This window comes from Candidatus Leptofilum sp. (assembly GCF_965223285.1).
Taxonomy (GTDB): domain Bacteria; phylum Chloroflexota; class Anaerolineae; order Promineifilales; family Promineifilaceae; genus Leptofilum.
The window spans coordinates 4,892,523-4,910,363 of record NZ_OZ244997.1 but is presented as its reverse complement, the minus strand read 5'-3'; the positions used below and the strand labels follow the sequence as shown (position 1 = coordinate 4,910,363).

General features: G+C 55.0%; 9 protein-coding genes. 3 read left to right on the top strand and 6 right to left on the bottom strand.

Features of this window, described 5'->3' with window-relative positions; all coding sequences use genetic code 11:
• Positions 1-9 precede the first annotated feature (9 nt).
• From proC to ACOQPU_RS22050, 6 genes are all read right to left on the bottom strand, one after another.
• Complete coding sequence (proC, locus tag ACOQPU_RS22075) at positions 10-849, bottom strand: pyrroline-5-carboxylate reductase (RefSeq protein WP_420642001.1); 840 nt, start codon at positions 847-849, stop codon at positions 10-12.
• Between the two features lie 20 nt (positions 850-869).
• Positions 870-1,991, bottom strand: a complete 1,122-nt coding sequence (gene menC, locus ACOQPU_RS22070) for an o-succinylbenzoate synthase (protein ID WP_420642000.1) — start codon at positions 1,989-1,991, stop codon at positions 870-872.
• Positions 1,992-2,067: 76 nt separating this feature from the next.
• Complete coding sequence (locus ACOQPU_RS22065) at positions 2,068-3,123, bottom strand: FkbM family methyltransferase (protein ID WP_420641999.1); 1,056 nt, start codon at positions 3,121-3,123, stop codon at positions 2,068-2,070.
• A 109-nt stretch (positions 3,124-3,232) separates the two neighbouring features.
• A complete protein-coding gene (locus ACOQPU_RS22060; protein WP_420641998.1) occupies positions 3,233-3,916 on the bottom strand; it encodes a prepilin peptidase in 684 nt (227 codons plus the stop codon).
• 110 nt (positions 3,917-4,026) lie between these two features.
• Positions 4,027-10,236: an alpha-2-macroglobulin family protein gene (locus ACOQPU_RS22055; protein ID WP_420641997.1), complete on the bottom strand. Its 6,210-nt coding sequence runs from the start codon at positions 10,234-10,236 to the stop codon at positions 4,027-4,029.
• 194 nt (positions 10,237-10,430) lie between these two features.
• Positions 10,431-11,669, bottom strand: a complete 1,239-nt coding sequence (locus ACOQPU_RS22050; protein WP_420641996.1) for a hypothetical protein — start codon at positions 11,667-11,669, stop codon at positions 10,431-10,433.
• Positions 11,670-11,798: 129 nt separating this feature from the next.
• Here ACOQPU_RS22050 and ACOQPU_RS22045 point away from each other — a divergent pair, with 129 nt between their 5' ends.
• From ACOQPU_RS22045 to ACOQPU_RS22035, 3 genes are all read left to right on the top strand, one after another.
• Positions 11,799-14,270, top strand: coding sequence for a penicillin acylase family protein (locus tag ACOQPU_RS22045; protein ID WP_420641995.1), 2,472 nt, complete (start codon positions 11,799-11,801; stop codon positions 14,268-14,270).
• 56 nt (positions 14,271-14,326) lie between these two features.
• Positions 14,327-16,528 carry an acylase gene (locus ACOQPU_RS22040; protein WP_420641994.1) on the top strand — a complete coding sequence of 734 codons (2,202 nt, stop codon included), beginning with the start codon at positions 14,327-14,329 and terminating at the stop codon, positions 16,526-16,528.
• A gap of 105 nt (positions 16,529-16,633) precedes the next feature.
• The gene (locus ACOQPU_RS22035; RefSeq protein WP_420641993.1) at positions 16,634-17,815 is read left to right on the top strand and encodes an SPFH domain-containing protein; all 1,182 of its coding nucleotides are present in this window, start codon (positions 16,634-16,636) and stop codon (positions 17,813-17,815) included.
• Positions 17,816-17,841 lie beyond the last annotated feature (26 nt).

Below are 17,841 nucleotides of genomic sequence, written 5' to 3'. Positions count from 1 at the left end.
TAATCTCCATTAGCCCTCCGGGTCTTCCTCCGCCTTGCCCTTGCCTAGGGAGACGGAACGTTCATACGCAGCCCAAATGCCGCGCGAGATGACCGTGCGGAGGCCACCTTTTTCCATATGGTACAGCGCAGCGGCCGTGGTACCACCAGGGGAGGTTACTTGGTTTCGCAGCTCGGCCACGTGCTTGCCTGATTCGATGGCGTAGTTTACGGAGCCAATCATTGTTTGGAAGACAAGCTGCTCGGCGATGCGCCGGGAGAAGCCTAGATGCACGCCTGCATCAATCAACGCTTCCATCATCATAAACACATAGCCAGGGCCAGAGCCACTCAAAGCCGTGGCCATATCCAAGTACTCTTCCTCATCAACGTAAATCTCTTGCCCCAGCGAGGCCAAAATTGCCCGTGCCTGCTGCTTTTGCACATCCGTCACCTCTGGCGTCCCCGTCCAAACGGTAATGCCCTGGCCAATTTGGGCTGGCGTGTTGGGCATGGCTCGCACAACGGCCGCATGGGCCGTACCGTCTGCCAATTTTTTGATGGGTGTTCCCGCAATGATGGACAGGAGTAAATCCTGACGCCGCAGATGGCCGCGAATCTCAGGCAAAACGTAGGGAAGCGTTTGTGGCTTTATAGACAGCACCACAATTTGCCCCTTTTCGGCCGCTTCCCGGTTGTCGTCGGTAACGCCAATGCTGTAGCGATCATTCAATTCTTCCCGCCGCTGCCCCCAGGGATCAGCTGCCAAAATTTGGCTGGGCAGCACATTCTTCTGTGCCAGCAAGCCGCGAATCATGGCTTCACCCATTACACCACTGCCAATAAATGCGATTGTTTTATCCTCAAACATAATTTCCTCGATGATAATTGTTACGCAAAACTTTCTTGCTTCAACGTCACTTCTTTCAGTCGTGCCATGTCTATCTCAATGCCCAAGCCCGGGCCAGTTGGCACTGTGATTGTACTATCTTCTTTGTTTAGATAGAAGGGGGTGGCAATGTCTTTGGCGTAGTAGCGGGACGTGGCGGAAATGTCCCCAGGCAGCGAAATGCCAGGCAGGGAGGCCATCGCTAGCTGGGCAGCGCGTCCCACGCCCGTTTCCAACATGCCGCCTACCCACAAACCAAGCCCGTGCGCTACGCCCAAATCATGAATTTTACGCGCTTCTGTCCAGCCACTGACGCGCGTTGGCTTGATGTTGATGATGTCGCACGCTTGCAGGGCAATGGCGTAGCGGGCATGTTCGGCGGAGTGAATGCTTTCATCCAGGCAAAGGGGCGTTTTGATTTGCGGCCGCAATTGGCTGTGGTCGTAAATATCTTCATACCCTAACGGCTGCTCAATCATGAGCAAATCCAGCTCGTCCATTGATTGAAAAATAATGGCGTCGTCCAGGGTGTAGGCAGAGTTGGCATCTAGCATGACCGGCACATCGGGAAAAGTGTGGCGGGCTTGCCACGCCATTTTTATATCCCAGCCTGGCTTGATTTTGAGCTTGATACGGCCGTATCCCTCATCCAAATGTTGGGCAATCACGTCCATCGTCTGGGCAATGCTGGGCTGCGTACCAATGCTCACACCAACCTTCACGCGCTCGCGGGGGTCTTCCGAGTATGGTTGGGCCAATTTCTGAGCGAATGAAAGCCCGTCCCGCTGGGCGGTGACGTCCCAAGCAGCCTGATCCAGCGCGGCCTTGGCCAATGGATGCCCACGCACTTTGCTCAGCCAGCCCTGTAGCTGCTCCGGCTCGTCTAGCTCTTTGCCCAGCACGGCAGGAATCAGAAAATCGGAGAGGATGTGCCAGGCGGTAACGGCCGTTTCATAGCTGTAGCCCGGATCATTGGTAGCCACGCATTCGCCCCAACCCGTCAGCCCCTCGCTGTGCAGGGCCAAAATCAGGCAGTCCCGCTCAAGCTGCGTGCCAAAGCTGGTGCCAAACGGCGACACCAGCGGCATAGAAATGTAATAGAGATCAATTCTTTCGATTTTCATGGTTTTAGTTCATGGCGGCTAGTTGCAGTAAATAACAAAGGGATGCTTTAAAGATTGCGGCCAAATCGCATCATAGTTAGACTGCTTTAGAAGGATGCATAGCTAACAAATCTATGTGGTCCGAATGAACAGATTCTGCAAAGTACTTCAAGATTTGCTGGGGAAGCATCGTTTCGCTCCTGCTACCATCAGGATAAATAATCTGCAAATTGTAGCCAAAGCCAACAATTTTCTGAAGGTATTCAATTGGTTGCACATGGCTGGTTTTAGGAATTAAGCCTGGCGAAAATTCAGTAATGATATGAGGTTTATAACGCGAAACAAGAGAACTCATACCATTTAATGCTAAAAATTCTGCACCTTCGATATCCATCTTTATCATATCTAAAGCTGTGAGCTCAGAAAGAAATGTATCTAAAACAACCGTTTGTGCCTGAAGATTGTTTTTATTTGCCTCTGCTGCAGAAGTAATGCGACTGTTGCTAGTCCGCCCGCCCATTTCTAAAGATACGGTATGTTCGGAATCAGAAACTGCATAGGGAAATAACTCCATATTCTGAAACTTGTTAACCTCCATACTTTTGGCAAACAGGTCGCGATTTTCAGCGATGGGCTCGAAGGCAAGCACTCGACCTTTATCCGTAACTTTGGCGGCTACTAACATTGAGTAATAGCCAATATTTGCCCCAATATCAAGAAAGGTCATGCCCGGCTGAATTAATTCCTTAACTATTAAGGTAACGTTCGGCTCGTAGACACCGTATTTGGCAATAACTCCGCCGATGTATAAATCATTGATGCGTACGAATATCTGAAAGTCTGGTAGATTTATAAGAACAGGTTGGTTGCGCTTTTCCTGTATCTCTTGCAATTCGTCACTATACAAAAAGGAATCAGTAAAACTTTCTAAAGGGTACTTTCTGCCGCTAATTTGGTTCAAATAATTTTTATATCCCTCTGGATCAGGCCGACGATGCAAAAAGAGACGATAACTATAATAGATGTCTCGCTCCGTTGCTTGTAGAAAATCTTCTTCACTTAATTGTTGCAGCAATCTTTCAAGCAGGAGCAAGACTCTGTTTATTAGAGTGACCAGCTTGGTCCGAGCTGCATTTCGCACTGAGAATCCCATTTTACTCCCTTACATCACATCATCCTCATTTTGGACGTGGCCGTGTTTAATTTCTGACAACATGTGCGCATTTGGCCTAGCGGTGACTACCAGCCACTAACCACTAAAACTAATCTAAAAATTGCTGGACGTATTGCGCCCCCCAAATGAGCATCACAATCCCCGCGATGGCCAAATATTGACCATAAGGCAGCGCGGTAGTGCGGTCCACGCGGCGGCTGATGAGGAGCAACAGCGAAATAACACCGCCTAGAAAAATGCCCAAAATCAGAGCAAAAATGATGCGGTGAAAGCCCAACATCGCACCCATGAGCATCGCCAGCTTCACGTCGCCATAGCCCAGCGGCACGCGCTCTGCGCCGTACAAAAATTGAGCCAACCAGTACAGCACGTAAAAAATGACAAAGCCGACAACAGCCCCCACTAGTGCCAGCCGCAAATTGTTTTCTTCCGGGCTAACCAGCAGGCTGGTGAGCAGCGCAATTGCAGTTGCAGGCCAGATCACTTTGTTGAAGATAAGCCTATGCTCTAAATCGGTGACGATGATGAGGATGAGGACGGAAATGTGAAAGCTATTCACCGCCACATCCACCCATTCGGTTAAAAACAGGGGCAGGATGGCGAAGATTATGGCCGTACCGATGAAGACGAGAAGCGGCCGTTTCCGCTGCGACCAGCCCCAGGTATGCCACTGCGGCCGCAAAGGCATGTGTGACGAAGGTAAATAATCGGCCAGGGTATTGATAATGACGGCCGCGAGCAAGCCGATTACAAAAAAGATGAGGGTAAGCATGGGGGGATTATAGCGGCGAAAGGCTGGTTTGGGGAAGGTAATTAGGTAATTGAGTCATTGGGTAATTAGGCAAAATAACTCAATTGCCTAATTACCCAATTACTTCTCATTTACTCCACAATCACTACATCACTACCGCTGCGGCCAAATACGTCTGGCGCATACATCTCTTCCGCCTTGGTGGGCGGCACGATGAACGTACCGGGCGTCGTAGCGCGGGCCACGTAATCGTAGCTGTAGACACCTTCCCACAGCAGCGCGCTAAATGCCTCCACGCGCTCATCCCGCATGTTTTGGTGGTCGTACCACTGCCACCACCACCACCAGGGCAGGCTGCTGCCCACATCGTTGGGGTCGGCGGGCACGCTTTGCGAGACGGCCAGTGCCGGGTTAATCGCTTCCAGGCCAGCGGGCAGCGGATCAACCAAAGCGACGTGGTAACGGCGATTATCGGCCACCAAGGTCAACCTGACCCGCACGCGCGCCCCCAGCTTGATGTGCCAGGTGCCATCCTCGTCTTGCCACACGTCTTCGGGGTCGTCCACCGCTTCGTAGGTGCGTTCCACCACAAAGCCACGATTCAGCGGGTCGAGCGACAGATCGGTCGGGGCATAGTTGAGAGCCAGGCGGTAGTAGAGACGGCCGTCTCCGTCCACACTCACAATCACATCCCCTACTTCTTCTTCTGCCAGGTAGCCCATCGGAATTTCCGTCAGGTAACGATCCGTGCTGCGCCCCACAAACTCTTGCGCTCCGGCATAGGTTTCACCCAGCCAGATTTGGGCCACAAAGTCCGGCGTTTCTGCCTCGAAGGTGTTGAAGTAGCTGTCTAGCGCCAGCAGGATGAACACATTTTCCTGGCTGCTGCCCCAATGGCCGCGCGTGCGATGTGCCAACAAGCCGTTCACCACCTTCGGAATCAAATCGCTGTCTGGCGACTGGTTGATCAACGTTTGCAGGATGATGCCATCCGTGCGGCGGTTGGAATGCAGCATCAGGTAGGCTTCCTCACCGTAGGAGGTAGTGAAGTTGGCGGCATCGGCCGTTTCCACCGCTCGGTTGTTGATGAGTTGGCGAATCGCTGCCACCTCTTCGGCTGCGTTCGGGTCATCTGCCAAAATGTCCCACAGCCAGGCGTTGGCCTCTAGCGATAGATTTTCGATGCCCGCTTCGTCCAGCAGGGCGCGGGCTTTGGCAAAGTCGCTGTCCCCGGCCAGGTGGCGCACGTAGAGCGCGTAGGCACTTAACGCCCAGCGCGTTTGCTGACTGTACCAGTGCGGATAATAACTCTCGATATTTTGCAGATAGCTTTGCACATTGGCCTGCATCTCGGCTGGCACGGTGTACCCTTTTTGGCTGGCCATCGCCAACGCATGGGCCACATGCACCGTGTGGAACGGGTACGACTCCCGGTTGCGTTCCCAAATGGGGAAACCGCCATCTGGGTTTTGCAAGCCTTGCAACGCTTCGATGTCGCGCACGACGGCCATTTCCATTTCACCGGGCGCGGGCAGTTTATCCGCCTCAAACGCCGTCAGCATGTCCCGCAGGGCGGCGACGGTGAGGATGCGGGAGGCGTACTCATCGGCCGAATCGTAGCGATGCTCGGTGAGGTAGATGACCGCATCTGTCAACGCCTGCAGCGCGGTGGATGAGGTGTTGATTTCCAGCCCACCATAGCCGGGAATGACGCCAGCGGGCATCACAAACGGCTGGGCTACCACACCTTCGTCCAGCGTACCGTAGGTGGCAAACGCTTCGGTGGTGGCGGGAGTGTAGACGGGCATTTCGCCGCTGGCGGCATCGGCGTAGTCGCCAGAAACAACCGCCACCTGGAACCGAGCCGTGCCTGCGCTGCTGGTGGTGGCCGGGAAGCGCACCTCCACCCGGTCATTGGCGGGTACGGTCACGCGCTGCCCCGCGCCCGCCGTCAGCGTCAGATTGGTCACGTCGAGAGCCACATCCACCGTCATTGGCTCATCGGTCTGGTTTTGCATGACGATGGGCAGCTCAAACTGGTCACCGTAATTCAAGAAGCGGGGGGCAGACGGCCGTACCATCAAAGGCAATCGCGCCGTCAAATTGCTTTCTGCCGAGCCAAACAGATTGTCACCCGCCACGGCCACGGCCATGATGCGGTAGCGCGTCAGGTTGTCTGGCAGCGTGAACCTGATTTCGGCCTGCCCGGAACCGTCGGTCTGGCTTACAGGTGCAAAAACAGCCAGCGGATCAAAGTTGCTGCGTAAATCAATCGGCGTTGCCGAGCCATCAGCCCTAGCGTCTGAATCAGCTTCCGCAGGTGCGGCTGCAAAGTCCAAAGCCTCAGCATCGTCAAATGATCCCTCTTCATCCATGGCTTCTTCCTCAAATTCCAAGGATTCTGTGACTAACTCGGCTACGACGCGAGTCACTTCCACTGTTTGCGTCGTGGTTTCAATTTCATTTGCCAATGATTCGGGATTGACGAGGATAATGCTAGAACGGCCGTACCGACTATCAATCCAGCTCCACTGATTGGTGTAGAAAATGTCCAGCGGGTTGCGTAGCTGGTAGCCAGTCAGTGCCAAAATCGCCTCATCCACCACCACCAACGCCACTTCCGCGTTGGGAACGGTCTGGCCGTTGGCATCGGTGACTGTGAGGGAAACGGCCGTTTCTGCTCCAGGTTCCAGGCTATCTGACTGTGGGTTAATGGCGATGCTCAGTTCCCGACTGTACGGCGGTACGCTCAGGTTGAGCGAGCCAGTGGCAAAGGCGGGGCGCGGCGGCACGTCGGCCAATTCTTCGCCCGCATCGTCGGTGCGGGGGGCAGAGCCTGCCAAATCCACTTTCACCGTCAGGTTGGGGATATGGTCTTCCGTGATGGGAATGCGGAGCGTACTGCTGCCATCTTCCAGCGTAAATTGCTCGGTGGAGAGAATGCCGTTGCGACTGAGCGTCAGCAAGCCTTCGGCTGCGCCAAAGGGTGACTGCACCAAGATTTCGGCCACGTCGCCCGGTTGGTACGCTTCTTTGTCGGGAATGAGCGTGACGGTTTCTTGCGTGACGTTGCGCTGCACGGGCTGCTTGCCGCCGCTGACCCAGCGGGTGAGCTGGCTTTGGTTTTGGCGGCCCTGAGCATCGGTGACGACGGCCGTAATTTCATATTGTCCCCCCGCATCCGTTTCAAAGGTGCAGGTGACGGGTTCGCCAGCCGAGGTCACGTCGCAAGTTTGCACGTCAACAGCCTCTTCCCGCCAGCCGCTGTTACTGTAATTCCATTCCAAACGGGCGGCTGTGATGGAAACAGCCGTGTCCGCCACTGCCTCCCCATCAATATCGGTCACAATTGCTTCGATTTCCAGCGGCTCACCCTGCTCCACAAAAGTACTGTCGCTGCGCAGCCCCACGTACAGGTCTGCGGGATGCACCAGCAGGCTGGTGTTGGATGACCAGGCCTGGCGGTTCACGTCCATCACCGTGGCTTCGGCACGCACGGTGAAGGGGCGATTCCCTTCCAACGCTTCAAAATCAATTTGCAAGAAGTGCTCGCCGCCGCCGTTGGTAACGCCGCTAAACGTTTCGGCCACGGCGCCAAAATCACCGGGGAAGCCGTAATCATAGTAGAAAAATTCTTCCTCATACCCATAGCCGTCGAAATACCACCATGGCGTCCAGGTGCCAAAAGTGAACTCTCGCCAGCCGGGCGGCGAGTAGTAAGTGGGCGTGGATGTGACGTACCAGCTTGTATCTGCGTTGGGCAGTGGGCCACCGGCAAAGTAGCTGGCGGTCACGGCCACGGTCGCCGAATCGCCCACCACGTATGGCCCCACGCTTTCTTGCCGGGCACTCACCTCAAATTCGGGGCGGCGGAACTCCTGAATCTGGAATTCGTGGAAGCCGTACTCACCACCCAAGTTTTGCACACTGCCCACGGCGCGAAGCTCCATGTAGGCGTAGCCCAGGTTTGTGTTTTCGGGCAGCTCAATTTGCAGATCAAAGCCGCCGAACGGTGTGAGATTAGTCTCGCCTTCCGCAATCACATTCCCCTGCGGCCCATACAAAATGTAGCGAATTTCTTCAATCCGCTCACCGGGCAGCGTGATGGCACCCTCGCCGCTGATGTGGCGTAGCCAGCCCTTGATGCTCACCGTCTCGCCGGGACGGTACATGGCGCGGTCATCAAAGATGTGCCAACGCAGTTCGTCGTGCAGCGTGTGCGCTTGCCAGCCATGCTCATCCCAATAAGAGGTGCTGGCTGGCAAGATGGCGGTGTCTTCTCCCTGCGTGGCTACCAAATAGCGAATGCCGCTGCCAGAAAGCTCAAACTCAGCCAGTCCGTTGGCATTGGTTTGGCGGGTTTGGTTGCCGTTAGTGGAAAGGGTGATATCGCTTAGCGGACGGCCGTCGGCCAGGTCTGTCGTCCAGGCAATCAGTTGGGAATGATCGGCGAAAGCATCGAGGCCAATTTGGGTCACCTGCACCCAGGTGTGGATGATTTGGCGACGGCGTTCCCAAAAGTCGCGGGATAGCGTGGGTGGCTGGATGACGGCAATGACGTGGCCAGCGTCGCCATCGAGCGCATCTTGGAGAGAAACGGCCGTTTCCGTCAGCACATCCTCAACCGCATCCACCGCCATCATCTCATCTACCACCAGGTTACCGGGCGGGGTGGGAAACTCATCATCCTCGTCCATCTCGTCCAGCGCCCGCAGGTAGCGCATGTAGGCAGGCCAATCGTCGGGGGTGACGGCGTAGAGCTTTACCTGAATTTCATCATAATTCATCACGAAGAGCGTCAGGCTGGGGTCGCTGGCAGAGGGATCGGCTGTGACCAACAGTTCACGCGGGCCGCTCACAAACGGCGTGGCGGAATCCACGCGGAAGCGGGCGGTTTCTTCTTCGCCCAGCGTCTGGCCGAAGATGTCGGTCAGGCCAGCGTCAATAAACACCTCGTAGGTGGTGCGCCCCTGCGTCAGCCCCTGAATGGTGAGGCCGCTGTAGTTAAGCTGCACCGTGGCGCCGGGCAGTTCTGGCTCAATGCGAATCATCGTTTCGCTGAACAGGTCGGGGTCTAGCGGATTGTTAAATTCCAGATGGAAAGGCGTCAGCGGCGGGCAGTCGTTGTCTGACCAGCCACAGGTATCGTGCACCAGGCGCAGCGGTGGGTAGGTGTAAAAGGTGAAGGTTTGCGCGTCTGGGTTCAGGCGCGTCCCTTCTGCCGAGGGGATATTGGGGCCAACGGTGACGTTGATTTCGCTGTCGGGGGGAAGCGGCCGTTCCGCCCGAAACGCCACCCATCTGCCATCACGGGCCGACTCAATCCGGCGGCTCACACTCTCATCTGCGGCAATCTCCGCCTCAGTGGCCAACCGGATGGCTTCGCTGTCGCCAGCGGCGGTGAGGCGGGTAACGGCCAGAATTGCTTCTGGCTCAATGAGCTGGTCAAATGTCACAAAAATGATGGGTTCCAGCGGCTGTGGTTCGTATTCCGCCGGGTAATGATTCATCATCTGCACGGGCGGCGTGCTAAACGTCCAGCGCACCGTTTCGGCCAGCGCATTGCCTGTGGCGGAGGTGGTGCCTGCGGGAATCTCGGCTACAAATTCGGTGGCCATCGGCAGGCGGTCTACGGCGTCGGCATCGGCCTCAAAGCGGAGAACCTGGGGGCTAACCCATTGCCACGTGCCGGGGATGTCGGGGGTTAAGTTTACCGGAACCTCGGCCTCTGTGAGGCTGGTTAAGTCGGTCAGCGGCACCATCGGTTGGTTGAAGGTGACGTTCACAAACGGCGCCAGGCCAATCTCCCCTTCTGGCGAGTAGCGCAGCACTTCCAGAGGGCCTGTTGGCACCTCTGGCGGGGCAAAGTCGGTGGGGGGTGGCGGGAAGGCTTGCTCAACCGTTGTGCCGGGGCGCGGCGGCGGGATGAGTTCGTCCGGCAGGTTGAAATCCTGCTCGTCGGTTGCCTCACCAACCAGTTCCGGCAGTCGGGCCAAAATTTGGGCAATTTCTGCTTCGGTGAGCGGGTCGCCCGTCACCAGCGGGTTTGCTTCCACAGCATCCGGCAGGGATTGGCCTTCGCTAAGGCTGATGAGCAGACTGGCGGCAGCATCGGTTGGTGAAAACCCAACTGATTCGATGCCAGAGCCTAAGTTGGAGGCGGCCGTTTCCGTCTGCAAGGTGGGAATAGTAAACCCATCCCCATTGCTGCCTTCTGGCCCATCTTGCTGCTGGTAAAACCAGATGCCAACGCCTGCGGCAATAATAATGAACAGTGAAGCTAGGCCGCCAATAATGAAGCGGCGTTGACGTTTTTGGGTGGAATTTGTTGGCTGAGACATATCCCCGTTCCTTTTTGATCCCTTGCCCGGTTTTGCGGTTAAAGGGAATTGGCAAACGTATCGACTCCAAGACGGAATCTACATTGTAAACGATGGAATGCCAAAAATGGTTCCCAGGGACTGAAAACAACAGCGAATTCCAGTAACCTTCAAATTTATGGGGGCTGAAACTCGTGTTTCCTAATTCGTTTTTGTTACGGCCGTACCGCCAGTGGCACAAAGGTCTCATAAAGTTCGGGAACGACATGCACCGTCACGGGGATGGTAAACGGTGCGCCGGGTACGGTGGGAGTTACATCAATGGTAATAGTGGTGGTGTAACTGCCAGCGGGCCACCCCGTGCTGTCGAACCTCAGATCAACATCGCTGCTGCTGCTGCCACTTGTCTGACTAAGACTGGCTGGGAGCGTTCCGGCACTGTCTAGCGAGGCCGCCCAGGTTAACGTTTCAGTGATGCTGATGCCGATGGTGTGGGTAACGGCCGTTGGCACATCCACATCCAGCAGCGTCGTAAATCCACCTGGCACCACCTGTGCCGACTCCAGCAGCGTCAAGCGAGCATCATCCCAATAGACATCATTGTGCTTTACGGGAATATTGGGCCGCGACCAGAGAAAAACGGTGATCGTCTCTGCCTCGGCTACCGCCTCAACGCTGAACAGGCCAAATTCATCGTACTGCATTCGCATCTCGCCCCAAACCACGTTGGGACTTTGCCAATCGGTGCCGCCCGTGGGATCAATCCCCACCCGCTGGAACAGTTCGCCATGATCGTTGGGATCGCTCACCCAACCGGGCAGCGTCTCTCGCGATGACCATGCCTGCCCCCAGCTACTGAAACAGTAACGGCCGTTTTCCACCGCACTTACCTGTTGCATCAAGCCCCCTTCATGCGTACTCCAAAAGGAAAAATAGTGCTGCGACTTCTCACCGCTGCGAACACGGGGCGGTATTTCGTGGGGCAGCGAGGGCACATACTCCGGCTGAATGTTCATCCACACCTCATCGCGGGGTGTGTCTAGCCAGTACGGATGCCAATCGTCGGCTAACTTAACTCGCTCGCACACCTGGTTGGGCTGGTCGGGCGACCAGGTTTGGCAGTCGGGGTGACCGGGTGCGGGCATGATGTAGACGGGGTAGTCACCTTCAAAGGAGGGATTGGCGATCAGGTTCGTGCCAGCACAAACTTCTTCATCACCCACGGTCAAGGTAAGTGGCTGGGCAGGCGTGGAAGCCAGCACAACGGGACGGGGTCTTAGCAGCAGGGCAACAGTGGCGGTTAGCACCATTAAAACAGACAAAATGGACAGGAAAACGGCCGTACTTCTATACACAACAATACTCCTTGGTGGATTTCTGTTGATGGTAGCAAAGCCAACCAGCGGGTTCCGTGCTTGGGACGTGAATGTGGTGGTGAGAACGGCCATTTTCACTCAATTTTTGCTTCATCACTACCCATCGTTCACAAAGTGAGTATCATTAGATTGGCTCAATCTGCTGTGCCACATCCGTAAACGCCGCAGGCCGTTCCTGGCGCAGCCCATACCCCACTGGAGGAAAAGATGAAACTGGCAGCCCGCATTGGTTTGATTTTAGTTGGCATTATTGCCCTGCTGATTGTGGTTTTAACAATTGTTGGCGTTGTGAACGTGAGACGGCCGTTCCCCGACACCGACACCACCCTCACCATCCCCGGCCTGGAAGATGATGTCAACGTCTACCGGGATGAAAACGGCATCCCCCACATTTATGCCGAAAACAAACATGACCTCTTCTTGGCGCAAGGGTATGTTCATGCCCAAGATCGCTTTTGGCAGATGGAGTTCTGGCGCTACGTGAGCCAGGGGCGCATTTCGGAGATTGCCGGGGCAGCGGCCGTTGGCAGCGACACCTTCATCCGTACCATGGGCTGGCACCGCATCGCCGAGGAATCCCTAGCCTACTACGAAAGCGAATCGCCCGAAATGATGGCCATCCTAGAAGCGTACAGCGAAGGCGTCAACGCTTACATTGCCGAGCAGGGCGACAATATTTCCCTCAACTACACCGTTCTGGGATTGGTCAATGAAAAATGGGAAGTTGAACCGTGGGAACCGCTGCACACCATCGCCTGGGCGGTGGTGATGGCCGACGATTTGGGCGGCAACTGGAGCCAAGAGATTCGTCGCGCCAATCTCATTAACGAGCTAGGCGAAGGCACGACGGCCAATTTGCTACCTTTCTACCCTTACGACAATCGCCCAGTGATGGTGCCAACAGATGCTATGGAGATTGAATTCACCAATGAAGAAACGGAAACGCTGATCCAGCAATTGCAGCAAGTCAATTGGAGCAACGTCAATACAGACATCGTCGGCAGCTATCCGGCAAATGGGTATTTGGGCAGTGGGGATTACGTGGGCAGCAACAACTGGGTCATCAGCGGCGAACACACCGACACGGGGATGCCGCTGCTGGCCAATGATCCGCATTTGGGCATCCAGATGCCCTCAATTTGGTACCAGGTAGGGCTGCACGCCCCTGGCTTGAACGTACAGGGCTTTAGCTTTGCTGGTGTCCCTGGCGTGGTCATCGGCCACAACGACAACATCGCCTGGGGCGTTACTAACGTTGGGCCAGACGTGCAGGACCTCTACATCGAAAAGATCAACCCCAACAACCCCAACCAGGCTGAATTTATGGGCGAATGGGAAGACATGGAAATCATCGAAGAGGTGATTAAAGTCAACGGCGGCGAAGATGTTATCGTCGAGGTGAAGATTACCCGACACGGCCCCATCATTTCCGATTTGCGGGACGATACCAGTGACGTGCTGGCCATGCGCTGGACGGCCCACGAGCCGATGCGGACGTTGGAGGCGATTATTGGGTTGAATACGGCCGTAAACTACGAAGATTTCCGCGAAGCGTTGCGCTTCTGGGATGCCCCCTCCCAAAATTTTGTCTACGCCGACACCGAAGGGAACATCGCCTACCAAATGCCCGGCCTCATCCCCATCCGTGCCAACGGAGATGGCCTAGTGCCAGTCCCTGGCTGGACGGGTGAATATGAGTGGGTCGGCTGGGTGCCTTACGAAGAGCTGCCCGCCGTGCTAAACCCAGAGTGGGGCTACATCGTCACCGCCAACCACTCGGTGGTAGATGAAGATTATCCGTACTTTCTTAATCTCTACTGGGCCGACGGAGATCGCGGTCAGCGCATCGTGGACATGATCGAAGCAGAGCTGGCTGGCGATGGTGAGCTATCCCAAGAAGATTTGGCGCGTATTCAATTTGACAGCCGCTCACTCATGGCCGATAGCTACATTCCGCTATTGGAGGGTCTTTCTAGCGACGACGAGACGGTGCAGGCAGCCCTGGAGCGGCTGCGCGGCTGGGATCGGCAGCTTCGGCGCGACAGCGTCCCCGCCGCCCTATTTGAGATTTTCTACATGAATTTGGCTCAGGCTACTCTTGCGGATGATGTCGGCGATGACAATGTTGGTTCGTTTGGTGGACGGGTGCTATTCCACCAGTTGGCCGATACTCCTGAAGCAGTTTGGTGGGATGACACAACTACCAATAGCGAAGAGTCGCAAGCCGACATTTTGCTGGCGGCACTGGAAGATACGGTTGCCTGGTTTGAGGAAAACGTGGGCGACGACATGAATGACTGGACCTGGGGCAGTATCCACACGGCCACCTTTGTGAGTAATCCGCTGGGTGAAAGCGGCATCGGCGCGGTGGAGTCGCTGGTAAATCGCGGGCCCTTCCCGGCCGACGGGGGCAGCAGTATTGTAAATGCCAATAGCTGGAGCTGGAGCGACCCAGCCGAAGTGCTGGGTCACGTCTCCATGCGAATGCTGGTAGACATGAGCGATTTTGACGCCAGCGAATGGGTCATTCCCACAGGCCAATCCGGCCACCCTTACCATCCCAACTATGATGACCAGATTCAGCTGTGGCTGAACGGAGACTATCTGCCCATGATTTGGAGCGAGGAAATGGTGATGGAAACGGCCGTAAACCACCTCATCCTCACCCCATCTGAATAATCCTTCACAACACATGCGATTTCTTGAAGAAATCGCATGTGTCATAGAGCAACTTTATGAAACGATGGCAAAAAATTGTGGTGGGCGTGGTTGGAGTGCTGACATTGGCCGCTGCGTATATTTTTTGGCCTCAGGGCGTTTGGCCGTTTGTGGTCAACCTGGATGAGCTGGAAGCGATCAACGACAACTACAACGTCATCATCCGGCGAGACAGCTTTGGCGTGCCGCACATCTTTGGCAAAACAGATGCAGATGCTGCCTACGGCCTGGCCTATGCCCACGCGGAGGACGACTTCCTAACCATCCAGCAGGCAATGGTGGCAGCACGGGGCAAGCTGGGCGTCGCCTACGGCGTTGATGCCGCTCCCAACGATTACATGGTGCAGCTCCTCCGCATCTGGGATGTAGTAGACGCCAAATACCATACCATTCCCCCAGACATCCAAGCCATCATGCAAGGGTATGCCGATGGCCTTAACTATTACGCTGCTCTGCACGAAAACGAGGTAATCCTGCCAGAGCTTTACCCCCTCTCCGGGCGGGATGTCGCTGCCGGGTTTATTCACCGCGTACCGCTCTTTTTTGGCATAGACGGTGCGTTGGGAGAGCTATTTGCCGAGACGCGACAGGGACCCGTCTCCGAAAAGGAACTTGGTGATCTTTCCCAATCTCCAATCTCTAATCTCCCGCCAGCGGTACGCTATGGCTCCAATGTCATTGCCATAGGGCCAGCGCGCAGTGCCAATGGTGAGACATTTCTGGCGATCAATTCGCATCAGCCGTGGGAAGGGCCAGTGGCTTGGTATGAGGCGCACATTGTTAGCGAGGAGGGGTGGAATACGGTTGGTGGCTTGCTGCCCGGTTCCCCCACCATAACGCATGGGCATAACGAGCATTTAGGCTGGGCGTTTACGGTGAACAGCCCAGATTTGATTGATATTTACGTACTGGAGATGAACCCAGACAATCCCGACCAATATCTTTTTGATGGCGAGTGGCGCAATTTAGAAGTTGGGGAAGTGCCAATTACGGTGACGCTGTTCGGCCGTTTTCGCTGGACGGTAAAGCGCGAGGTGCTGTGGTCGGTTTATGGGCCAACAGTGCGGCAAGATCATGGGGTGTATGCCATGCGCTACGCGGGGATGGGTGAGATCGGACATGTAGAGCAATTTGTGCGGCTGAACAAGGCAACCAATCTGGATGAATGGCAAGCAGCCATGCGCGAGGGGTCGTTGCCAATGTTTAACGTGGGGTATGCAGATGCAGAAGGAAATATTTTTTATGTGTACAACGGCCGTATTCCCATCCGTGCTGAAGGATACAACTGGCAACAATATTTGCCCGGCAACACGTCGGAAACGTTGTGGACAGAATATTTACCATTTGACGATCTGCCGCAGGTGAGCAATCCGCCATCTGGTTTTGTGCAAAACAGTAACAGCAGCCCGTACCGCACCACTTTAGGCGAAGGCAACCCGGATGAGGCCAACTTCTCCCCGACCTTGGGCATTGACGACACGATGTCCAATCGGTCGCTGCGAACGTTGGAGCTGGTTGGCGGCGATCAGTCGATTACGGAAGATGAGTTTTTCGCTTACAAATATGACATGACTTACCATCCAGAATCGGATGTAGCGCGCATAGAGAGCATGATTTTGGCGGAATCACCGCCCAGTGACCCAAATGAGCGTGCCGCCTACAACCTGCTGGCAAACTGGGATTGGCAAACTACGCCAGACAGCACGGGCGCATCGGTGGCCATCCTAACGGTATATTACGTTTTGGAAGCAGACGATACTAAAATGTCGGTGTCGAATATGACGGGTGGAGTGTTTACGGCCGTTTCCGTGCACAATAGCTTCTCTCAGGCGGTTGATTTAATGATGGAGCAGTTCGGCACGGTTGAGGTTCCTTGGCAGGAGGTGAACCGTCTGGTGCGCGGCGACGTGGATTTAGGGCTGGGTGGCTCACCAGATGTGCTGCACGCGATTTATGGGGAACTGGGGGAGGACGGCCGTTTCCGCGGCATCGCGGGGGATTCTTACATTTTGTTGGTGACGTGGCAGCCAGATGGCTCGGTCAGCTCACAAAGCATTCACCAATTTGGCAGTGCTACGCGCGATGAAAGCTCGCCCCATTACGCCGATCAGGCACCCTTTTTTGCGGCGCGGGAGCTAACGCCTGTTTGGTTCACAGAGGCAGACATCCTGGCAAATTTGGCTGAAGAATATAGGCCGGGGGGCGAGAACGGCCGTTGATCTACCTCACACCATAGCACCAAGGTGCTGCAACAAAACCCTACAAAAAGCGTAAATTCTGATAAGATAGCTCTATACACCCTTACATCTACATTAGGAGAAACCATGAACAGACAATTAAATTTGGCAGGTGTTCGACGCATCGTGGTTGTGGTTATCGCCATCGTGGGCATCGTGCTGTTACTTTCTTTTGCAGGCCAATTTTTCTACTTCCTCGAATCCGTCCAGGAACAAGAAGTAGGCATACAGTTCCGCAACAACCGCATCCATGAAATTGTTGGACCTGGCGTGTACAGCGATGTTGGCATTTTTGTCTCCCTGGAAACCATCTCTTCCCAAGCGATCCCCTTCACCGTGCGGGATGAAGAAATCATAACCCAAGACAAACAGCGGATAGGTTTGGTTGTGAGCGGCGATATTTTCCGCCCGGATTTAGGACAATCACCACTCATCCGGGAGCAGTGGGCGCAATATCGCGGCATTTACCGGGATGATTTGCTTGCCAGTACGCGCGTTCAAGATTTGGCGCGGCAATCCATGAAAGTGTGCGTCGGCGACCGCACCTTCGACAACAACATCATTGGCACGTCGCGGGATGAGCTGCGCAACTGCATTGATGAAGAGCTAAACAACCTAGTCGCCGATATTGGCCTCCGTATTGAAAATCTCGTAGTTCCTGAAGTCATTTTATCGCCAGCAGTGCAAGCAGCGTTAGATGCCATTGTGCAAAGTCGTCTGGAAACCGAAAAAGCAGCCCAGGATGAACTAAAAGCCGAGGCTGAAGCTGCGGCCGAACAAGCGCGGCAAGAAGGTGAAATCCGCGTAGAACAAAGCCGGATTCAAGAGCAAACACGCCAGCAGATTTTCCTAGCACAGCTTGAACAAGAACGGCTTGCAGCCCAATTAGCCGTTATTGAGGCAACACAAAACAACGATTTGGCTGACCTTGCCAGACAGCAGGCGGTGCTTTTGGCCACAAAAGAGAATGAGCTTTTGCAAGCCGAAGAAAATTTGCGAATTGCAGAAATTTTAGCTGAGGTGGCTCTGGTTCAAGCACAGGCCGACACGGCTCTGCAAGATGCGTTGGCGTTGATTTACGCTCAAAATCCAGAATATGTGGAGCTGCTGATTGTACAGGCCAACGCCAGTGCCCTCACGGACACGGACAAAATCATCTTTACGCCAGAAGGTACCATTCCGACCTTGGTTTTGCCAGGGCCAGGCATTGTGCCCACCGTAGAAACCGGTGGCCAAACCACCGTGCCAGCCACAGCAGATTCGCCGTAAGCAAATCCTGAACCTCGTTTGAAAGC